Annotated in this window: 7 protein-coding genes; 5 read left to right on the top strand and 2 right to left on the bottom strand. The window is 41.0% G+C overall.

The window, feature by feature from the left end; genetic code table 11:
- Positions 1–17: 17 nt before the first annotated feature.
- Positions 18–635, bottom strand: a complete 618-nt coding sequence (locus QZT80_RS12095; protein WP_295122085.1) for a response regulator transcription factor — start codon at positions 633–635, stop codon at positions 18–20.
- Positions 636–699: 64 nt separating this feature from the next.
- Positions 700–1,071, bottom strand: a complete 372-nt coding sequence (locus QZT80_RS12100; RefSeq protein WP_295122086.1) for an ATP-binding protein — start codon at positions 1,069–1,071, stop codon at positions 700–702.
- A gap of 227 nt (positions 1,072–1,298) precedes the next feature.
- Here QZT80_RS12100 and QZT80_RS12105 point away from each other — a divergent pair, with 227 nt between their 5' ends.
- From QZT80_RS12105 to QZT80_RS12125, 5 genes are all read left to right on the top strand, one after another.
- On the top strand, positions 1,299–1,592 hold the full coding sequence (locus QZT80_RS12105) for a hypothetical protein (RefSeq protein ID WP_295122088.1): 294 nt from the start codon (positions 1,299–1,301) through the stop codon (positions 1,590–1,592).
- Between the two features lie 56 nt (positions 1,593–1,648).
- Positions 1,649–2,608, top strand: a complete 960-nt coding sequence (locus QZT80_RS12110) for a hypothetical protein (RefSeq protein ID WP_295122090.1) — start codon at positions 1,649–1,651, stop codon at positions 2,606–2,608.
- 5 nt (positions 2,609–2,613) lie between these two features.
- On the top strand, positions 2,614–4,827 hold the full coding sequence (locus tag QZT80_RS12115; RefSeq protein ID WP_295122092.1) for a hypothetical protein: 2,214 nt from the start codon (positions 2,614–2,616) through the stop codon (positions 4,825–4,827).
- Between the two features lie 113 nt (positions 4,828–4,940).
- Positions 4,941–6,866 carry a hypothetical protein gene (locus tag QZT80_RS12120; protein WP_295122093.1) on the top strand — a complete coding sequence of 642 codons (1,926 nt, stop codon included), beginning with the start codon at positions 4,941–4,943 and terminating at the stop codon, positions 6,864–6,866.
- 2 nt (positions 6,867–6,868) lie between these two features.
- Positions 6,869–8,251, top strand: coding sequence for a hypothetical protein (locus tag QZT80_RS12125; RefSeq protein ID WP_295122095.1), 1,383 nt, complete (start codon positions 6,869–6,871; stop codon positions 8,249–8,251).
- Positions 8,252–8,429 lie beyond the last annotated feature (178 nt).

Here is an 8,429-nt window from a genome sequence, read left to right on the forward strand (position 1 = left end):
AGGGACAAAAAAATTATTTAGATTAAATCCATTTGCGCAGCCATTTTAACCAAAGACGCAATATTTTTTGCTTGAAATTTAGCCAGTAAGTTTTTCCTATGGCTATCAACAGTGGTAACACTAACAAAGAGTTTAGCTGCAATTTCATTATTGGTTAAACCATCTGCAATGAGTTCAAGCACCTCTTTTTCTCTTCGGGTAAGGATAATTGTTTTATTTTCTTGTTGACGGAGTAGCTGAAAGGCATCGCTACTCATATAAATCCTGCCCGCACTCACAGTAAATATAGCCTCTAACAATTCGTTCTTTGTAGCATTTTTAAGCACGTAGCCCGATGCGCCATTTTCGATGATCTTTGTAATAAAGCTTTGTTGGTTAAAGGTGCTTAATCCAAGAATATAAATACCAGGGTATTTTTCTTTGATCGTTTTGCAAAGGTCTATTCCGCTTTCTTTACCTAAATTAATATCCATTAATATCACATCGGGTTGATGGTGCTGCAAAAATGCAAGGCACGATTCGCTAGATGTTGCATGGCCATGCCATTCTATATTTCTTTCATTTTGCAGCAACGAGCGGACCCCCTCAATTACAAGGTAGTGATCATCAACAATCAAAACACTTACTACATTCATAACTTAAAATCGATTAATACAGATGTGCCTTTATACGGTTCAGATTTAACATCTATTTTTCCATTTAAAAGTCGACCCTGTTTTTAATATTAGTCCAGCCAATTCCGTGTGTTTCAGTTAATAAATCCGCGTTAAATCCTTTTCCATCATCTTCTACCGCTACTGTTATAGTTCCATCGCTTTTGGCCAATTGCACAATGGCGGTATTAGCCGAAGCATGTTTCATGGTATTGTTTAGCAACTCCTGCACTATCCTAAAAATGGTTATTGCTGTTGTATTATCAAGTTTAGCCGTTTCCATTCCAATAGATTGATAGTTGACCTTCAATGCACCGGTAAGATTTACCTTATTAATGCTATCAACTTTGTTTTGTTGTGCGTATAAATTAAAGGCATACAAAAGACATATCGATGCAATAAGTTTTTTTAGATACACGGCTTTAGTTATGGGGACAAATAAACATAATTGATAGCCTGATAACGCTCCCCTTTTTACAGGATTTTTTTAAAGCTACAAAATTTATTTCGCCAGGTAAATAGCCTGAGCGATTCCACCCCGAACATTTTATAAAAATCCTCTTTTTAGGGGAGAAGAACGGTTAACGCTGCCACCTAACTTAGCCGGAGCAAAAAAGGAATCGGATACCACTAAAATCAGAGTATATGAAAATTATAAATTTAATGCTGACCATCCTTCTGATCCTGGGCAGTAATACTGTGCAGGCACAATTCCTTAAAAAACTGAAAGAGAAGGTGAACGCAACCATGGACAGGAAAATAAATGGCACCATTGACAAGGCAATCAGTAAAACAACGGATAAAGTTGTAGACAGCACCACGCACAAAATTGAAAAAGTGACGAAGGATATAAGTAAAAGAAAAAAACAGAACAAAACCATTCCGGAAACTGAAGAACCAATCGTTCGGGACAGTACGGCCCGAAGGGAACATAAATAAACAGGAGCCAGTCCTGATAAAGCCTTTTTTAATTATTCACCCCATAAAACTAATAAATGAAAAAGATAATTTTAAACAGAATACTTTTTACACTTGTATCTGTGTTGATGTTTTCCGCATGCCAAAAAAGCGAAAATGAACCAGAAGACAATGGCCCCTATAATCCTCCAACTTCCTTTAAATACAACACCACCAATTTCAGCGATGGCTGGACCAGCACAATAGAAACCGACTGGGTAAAGGTTACAAAGGGCAACATGAAAGTGCTGTTGCACTACCCCAAAGCAGGAACCGTAATACAGGCAGACCCGGCACCAGTGGTTGCCGCCGCATGGAACATTTTAGTGGCGCCCCGCTACAGCAATATCAGGAACTATATGTCAGACTATATTTCCAATTTTGAAAGGCCCGAGTTCGGCATGGCCACCCTTACCGATAATACAACGGGAAACGATGTTTTTGTGGTATTGTACAGAAAAGCCGCCGGATGGATAGAGTGTGTATCACCCGATAAACAAACCTTTATCAATGAATTTGGTTTCGACCCCGAAAACGTACCCAATGATTATTCCATCGCCCTTACCCTTTCTGATAAGGTGCAAAATATGTTGGGCTATAACCGTTTTGCCGTTTCCACTGAAGACATTAACAACACCGGCAAATGGAGCGATCAGTTTAGCAGCAATACTTTCTATTATAGCTATTATACCGGGTCTTTAGTTGGTACGAGTACCTATACTTCGGCGCAGTTCTTTGTTTTTGGTAAAAGCCAGTCCTACCGTTGGGAACTGTATGCTGCCAACAGCGCCGGGGGGCAAACAACATTTGCGCAGGCAAAAAGTAAGGGCAACTTTACATCCATCAGCGAGTGGCAAATTCAATGCTCCGATATTGAAGGTAGGCCCAAAACTTACGACGTCTATTTTTCGTCCATCAAAAACGGAAGAGTGTTATTCATGAACGATGCGAAATCGCCCGGAAATGGTGTATATACCGGGTTTGTTTATGGCAAATGAACCCTATGAAAGAAAAATTAATGAATACAAGTATGAAAAATTGTAGAATAATTAAGTCTATACAATTTATAGCCATTTTATTGCTGCCTGCGCTGCTATTTTCACAATCCAAGCCGGCCAAAGAAAAGCCGCCTACTAAAAAAGAGATGGAAGCCGCGATGAAAGACGCGAAGGGCATGATGGATGAGATGATGAAGGAGATGAGCCCCGAAGATAAAAAGATGATGGACAGCCTTGGCATTAAAATGCCCGATATGAAAGAGGCTGGTAAAAAAATGCCCGCCGTATCAGACAAAAAGCTGGCCGAAGCCTGGGAAGATGATAACCGTATTGTTCCAAAAAAGGATGCTGTTCGAATTGCGGCAATTGCAAAAGGAGTAAATGCTGCTCAGATTCCGGCATATCTAAAAGCTATACAGACAAAACTCGGTGCTGCTTTAGACGCGAACACCGTAGCACTTGGTGATAAAGTGTATGGTAAAATAAAAGAAAAGGCAAAAAACGGTGCAGATGCAGATGCAATGGCGAGCTCATTTTGGGCAAGCGGCCACCCGGAATTAACTGTTTATCTGCTTGGTAAAGTATGTGCTGATTATCCAACACAGTATAATGCACTGAGTAATTATGCAGCAACGCTTACTATGTTAAATGGCGAACATCTGGCTATTCCGATCTTACAATATCTTAATACAAGCTTCCCTAAAAATACCACTGTTGTGAATAACATTGGGCAGGCATGGTTTGGCCTTGGCGAATTAGACAGAGCAAAATATTTTTTGGATAGTGTTACTGATGTGTATGTACACCATCCACAGGCAACTTTAACACTGGCTGCCATAGAGGAAAGTAAAGGCAATACAAAAAAGGCGGCTGAACTTATAAATAAATCTATCAAACATGCTTACACAAAAGAAAAAGAAGAGGAACTGGCAAAACTGGGAGAAAAGATAAATAGCATAAACTTAAGAGTGCCATTTAAACCAAGCTCAGATCCCTTAGGGCTTGGCAATACCAGGCGCCCTGACTATCCTAACAGTATAGCAGAGATAAATGCGCTGTCGCCTATGTGGGAACAGTTTAATGATGGAATAGAAAGAGCCATTGCAAAAGCTCAAAAAGACATGGCGAATGAAACAGCATTGTATGCAAAATTCATGTCCACAACGGCAGCTAAAACAATGGGGGCAATTCAACAAACCATTAGCACTGGTGTGCCCGCCACTTTAAATATGGAGCCATTGCATGCCCGGAAGGCCGGCTTGCAAATATTGAAATTAGAAAAGTATTATGCTGAAAAGATGAAAAAGCTTACTGAAAGCTATATGAAGCTTCAAGCCGACCTTGCCGAGATTAGAAGAAACAAAAAAATTCCTCCGCAGGATGCTCCCTGCGCAACACATAGGGATGCGGTTAATGATATGTTGAAAAAACTGAACACCAGAAAGAAAGAATATGATGAAGAGGCGCTCACAATTTTTAAGCATTATGCCAACGACTTTGCATATTGGGGGCAATACACCACTTTAGATATTCATTCATTTAGAATAATTGAACTAAAATTTCAAATATTCTGGCTGCAGAAAAACAGGGAGCTGCAGCCTTTGGATATGCGGGATCATAAACAGGCCTATGAGGACTGTAAAGAGGATGCAGAGGCAAAGCCAGGTAAACTGGCGGAGTTTGATGATGTGGCCTGTAATTACAAAGCTGAAGTTGATCTAGGCTTAGTAATGTACAAATTTAATTGCAGCCACAGCAGCATAACAATTGAATTGAACGAGAATGCCATCACCTTCAAACAACTGGGTAACAAATACATCGGCAGCACAGTAAAAATAAAATCGGGTGCAAGTGCCGAAGGAAAGCTTGGACCTTTGGAAGTTAAGGGAGCTATTGGCAGTGATTTCACCTATGAATTGGATGAAAACAATGATTTGAAAGACTGGAAGGGAACTACAAACGCAAGTGTAGAAGGTTCGGTTGGTGTAGATGTAGAACCTGTTAGTGGTAAACTTACCGTAAAACAGGAGTTTGAGCTGGAGATGAGTAAAAAAGCGGGGGTGGGTGACTTTACTGCTACTTCTTCGGCAACTGTGAAAGCAGGTATTGGCTCACAGGAAATGGAAGCCGGGATACAAAAAACTGTAAGCATTATCAGCGGCCATGGCTCGGTAACCGGTACAGGTATCGCCAAAGGAATCATTATAAGGCAATGGTAAAAAACCAATCATTAAACAAATAGTTATGATGAAACCATCATGATTTGTCAAACCCACAGTGGAATGAAAAGATCTGATGGCTTCATCACAATTGTAAAACATCTTATATACACATGAAAACTAAAGCTTTACTTGTTGCCCTGTTCGCTTTTTCTTTCGCAAATGCCCAGCAGGTGGACAGCAGGGGTATGTACGATAAGAAGGACTTTGAGCATATTGAAATAGGGTGGCTGTACCTCCTGAAAAATGAACCAGCAAAACCCGTGACCGAAAACGGCTGGAACTATCCTATGAACCAAACTGATATGGGGAGAAAAATTGGCACCTGGCTGCAACAAACCTATACGCCTACCGGATTGTTGGGGGAGATAAAGCTGGACCTGCACAGGCCCCCTGCTTCCAAATACAAAGGCACAAAAGACTACGGTGCCGATGAAGCTGAGAAAGACAATCGCTTCGCACTACCCAATTCTTATGGTGCTTTTGCTAAGTTTCACCTGTGCTTGTCTAAAACAAGCACACATAAATTTTTCCCAACACCCGGAAACCATTGCTATACCCGACTTGATATTATGGCAAATAACGTAGAACTGATCACCAAACAGGTAATTGCGCTATCTACCCCTACCAGTTATTACTGTACCATGCCGGATTATACCATTGGGCAAAAAGGAGAATATGAAAAAGAATGGCTCAATGAAATGACTGCTTATAGAAATTTTACCGGCGGCCAGAACCTGCAACTGTACCGGCATTACCTGTTTCCGGTAGGCAGAGAATTGTCTTATGTAGTAATTATGACCAGGAATAACCAGCCGCTTCCCTTTGAGCAGGTTACTATAGGTGAATTTTTACGGCAATTGGAAAGCCAGTTTCCCAAGCTGCACCAATTTGCAGTAAACGGGAAACTGATCTATGAAAACTATCTGGATAACGCCAAAAAAGGCATGCAGGTTTTGAAAGAACAATTAGCGCAACAGGAAAACAAATTCGTGTATTTTAATACCATAGAGCGCCAGATAGATATCATCGATTTAGCAAACATTGGCAGCAGTGGTAAATTGCCCAATTGGATACACACCGAAAAAACAACGCAAAATCTTGACCGATGGGGCAAGGCCGTTTCTGTTACAACCAATTACCCCTTGCTGCGCTTAAAAAAAGGCGTGAAAGAAGCCTGCGCCACCAACGGCCCGCAATGGATTGTATTTAAAATGGCCGATCCAATTGACCATAGTTACGGCGGGAGTGTACAATTGATGGACAATTTTGTAAGCCGGTTTAATTACAGGTACGTCTATAACTATTTTTTTGGAAATGAAAAAGTAATTGAGCCATACAGGGTATTGGACTTTCAGAATGCAACACAATCGGGGGATAAAAAAGCAGCAACAGTACTTTCTGCCATTGCAAAGGATAAAGCCGGCGATAAGTCCATCGTTTTCTTTGATGATTTTTCTGCCACAGCAGCAGCAGCCACACCTAAAAACTGGAATACGCAAGGGTCATCATCGGGGGATAAGCCAACTATTACCACATTAGATGGCGCATCAGGTAAATGGATAAAACTGAAAGGAAATGCTTCGCCTAAAGATATTTCGCTTCCCATAAGCGGGGATCTGGAGATAAGCTACGATTTATTGGTGCATAAAGGCGACGTGCCCTGGGGAACACCCGGCATAGAAACCGAGTTTAGCTTTTCCGGCAAAGACGGTGATAAAAGATATGCGGTAAATGTTTCGCCGGGCGATATGAACAGGAAAGATGCTGCCGGGTGGATAATGCTGGCCTTGGGCGGTTCTGATTGTAAAACCGGAAGTTACCATTCTATTACAGCGTTTACAGGAAGTAAACCGGTAAATATGGTAACCATTACCATCCGCAAAAAAGGAGAAGCCATTGCCATTTTTAGCAACACTACAAAAGTGTACGAATGTACCTCGGCTTTCATGCAGGGTGCTGTAATGAAGAAGGTGAACTTCTATGTAAATGAAAAGAACGTGTATTATTTAACGAACGTTCAGATAAAAAAAATATAGCCATGAAAAGGATAGTATATTTTCTGTTGTTCCTGGCTGGCAGCGGCGTGTCTAATGCGCAAACGCAAACCTACGACATGGCCACTTTCACAGCTCCCAGCGGGTGGAAAGCGGAGCCTAAAGAAAATTTGATGCTTTTTTCCCGTATTGACGGAGGCAGTTGGGCGCAGATAGGTATTTATAAAAGCACTGTCAGCAAAGGGAGTGTTGAAAACGATGCTATAAGCGAATGGCAAACATTGGTTGCTTCGCAACACACCATGAGCCAGGAAGAAAGTACAAAGCCCGCATCAGGCGATGGCTGGGAGATAATGAGCAAAAGTGGCGTATGGCAATTCAACGGAAGCAATGTGGCAACCATACTTACTACTTATTCCAACAAGCAGGTTTGCTTTAGCGTATTATTAAATGCAACGGCAAAAACTTACCTGAAAATGTACCAGGATTTTATTGCAACGCTAACCCCATCCGTACCTGCTGGAAACACACCAAGCGCTAATGACCTGGGACCTGACAATATACAACGAAAATCAGGTTTTAAATTTACTACTACCAACTGGAACGACGGCTGGGTGAGCAATGTAAGGGAAAACTGGGTAGAGGTGGTAAAGCCTGGAATCAAAGTATTGATTCATTATCCCAACCAGCAGGTAGATGCTTACAGCGCCGAAAAATTACAAGGCGATCATAACGCCTGGAGAATACTCATTGAACCTAAGTATAGCAGCATCAAAAATGTAGTGGAACGGGGTATACAAGATTATCAATCTATCACTTTTTTCACTGCTGATGCCGCGGAAAAAACTACCGGAAAAAATGTATATATAGTGCTCTTTAAAAAACATTACGATAAAGGCAATGGCCGTTACCTGGAGATCGTAGCAGATTCAAAAGCCGTTTTCGAACAAGAGTTTGGCAGTAATTATATCAACAAATCAAGTTGGGAATATACTGATCAGGTAAAATCATGGGATAAACTTGCCAATATGCAAAGCCGAAATAAGTTTTCTATCGCTAGCAGCGATCTTATTGGCAAATGGAGCGAATCCGATTACGCCTCGCTTCGTTATTATTATGTAAGTAATGGTGGCTTTGCTGGTGCCACGGCCACCTCTATCTCAGATGAATTTACTTTCTTGCCAGCCAATACATACCAAAGCGATCATGCAGGTGCATCAGGCGTGGTAGGCAATCAGCAATTTTCCAGGCAGGTGTATAACGGCAATAGCATGGTTACGGAATGGAACATTACATTTACCAACCGTTTTCAGGGGCAATCTGAAAAATATGATAGTTATTTTGAAGCTATAAAAGGCGGGCGAATATTGGTGCTTACTGATAGAAACAACTCGGTAAAGTGGTTAGTAAAGCAACAAACTAATTAATAATTTTAATGGGAAAAAACGAAATGCCATTCTTCCATTATCCAACCTCAATCGAATAGACAAACCAAAGTCCCCCTTTTTGATTCAAATGTGCTAGTTTGAAAAGCTGTATAAAATCCTTCGGAATCTAAAGCCTGCCATCAGTGGAAAGCCAAATCTTTACTTGATTCTATTTGTC

Origin of the sequence: uncultured Chitinophaga sp. (assembly GCF_902168175.1) — a bacterium.
Lineage (GTDB): Bacteria > Bacteroidota > Bacteroidia > Chitinophagales > Chitinophagaceae > Chitinophaga.